Consider the following 1086-nt stretch of genomic DNA (forward strand, 5'->3'; position numbering starts at 1 on the left):
TGAGTCCAGTACCTTTGGCGCTCGGGTTGATGTTGCAGGAGGAAGGGTAGCGGGGAACGCTGGCCGAGGGTGTGGTGCGGCGCTCGGCGTTGTAGAAGGCCAGCCAGTCGGCGAGCTTGCGGCTGAAGAGCGCAAGGTCGGTGAAGAGCAGCTCCTCGTGGTCATCCACGAAGGACTCCTGGATCGTGCGGTTGAAGCGCTCGGCGTGGGCGTTCATCTTGGGCGTCTTGGGGTAGGTGTACCAGCGCTTGATGCCGCGCTCCTCGAGGAGCTGGGCGAAGTCGGCTTCGAACTCGCTGCCGTTGTCGGACAGCACCGTCGTAGGGCTCTGGGGCGGCAGCAGGGACAGGCCCTGTTCGAGGGCGCGGGCGGTGTATCGGGCGTGCTTGGAGGGGAGCCCCACGGCAAAGGCAAAGTGTGAGACCGGATCGATGAAGGTGACGATATAGCGGCGCATGCCGTCGCGGATGCGCTCGATGGTGTCGCAGGCCAGCACCTCCAGGGCTTGGGCTTTGACCTGCTTGGGTTTTCTGGGCAACGCGCGCCGCCGCAGGGGCTTGGCTCGCCCGCGACTGTCGATGCGGGCGGGGGCGTGGCGCATCTTGTCGGGGGCTCTGGCGATGATGCGGCCAATGATGGAGACACTGGGCAGCGCAATACCGTGCTGGGCGCGCCAGGGCTCGAGCAGCACGTGGAGCTTGGCCTTGCCGAGGTTGGGGTGGAGGGTGCGTAGCCGCCGGATTTCGCTCACCAGGCGGGGATCCGTGTTGGGGGTTCTTCGCCTCTTGGGAGCAGAGGATTGTGCAGCCAGGGCGGCCGGGTTGCCGCCTTGGGCCTTGAGGGTGGCCTTCCAGCGGTAGAGGGTGCGGCGCGAGGCACCAAAGGCGTCACGGGTCGCCGCCAAGCCGTGCTTGTCGAAGAAACGAAGAATTTCAAGGCGTCTGTGGGCATCTTTGGGTGTCATGTCCCAAAGATGCCCCAGAGCCGCTACCCGGTAAAACCCCCGGATGCGGTACCCAACGTGGTGGATTTGCATGGCACTCCTCTTGGTTCACAGGAGTGCCAAAGGTTTCTGAGCTTATGCAG

Annotated in this window: 1 protein-coding gene; it reads right to left on the reverse strand. The window is 64.7% G+C overall.

Annotated features, from left to right (window positions below; translation table 11 throughout):
* Positions 1-1036: DDE-type integrase/transposase/recombinase (locus EDC62_RS12915; protein ID WP_211331020.1), on the reverse strand; the 1036-nt coding region annotated here is incomplete at its 3' end.
* Positions 1037-1086: the final 50 nt, after the last annotated feature.

The sequence above is a fragment of the Tibeticola sediminis genome (assembly GCF_003843835.1).
GTDB lineage: Bacteria > Pseudomonadota > Gammaproteobacteria > Burkholderiales > Burkholderiaceae_C > Tibeticola > Tibeticola sediminis.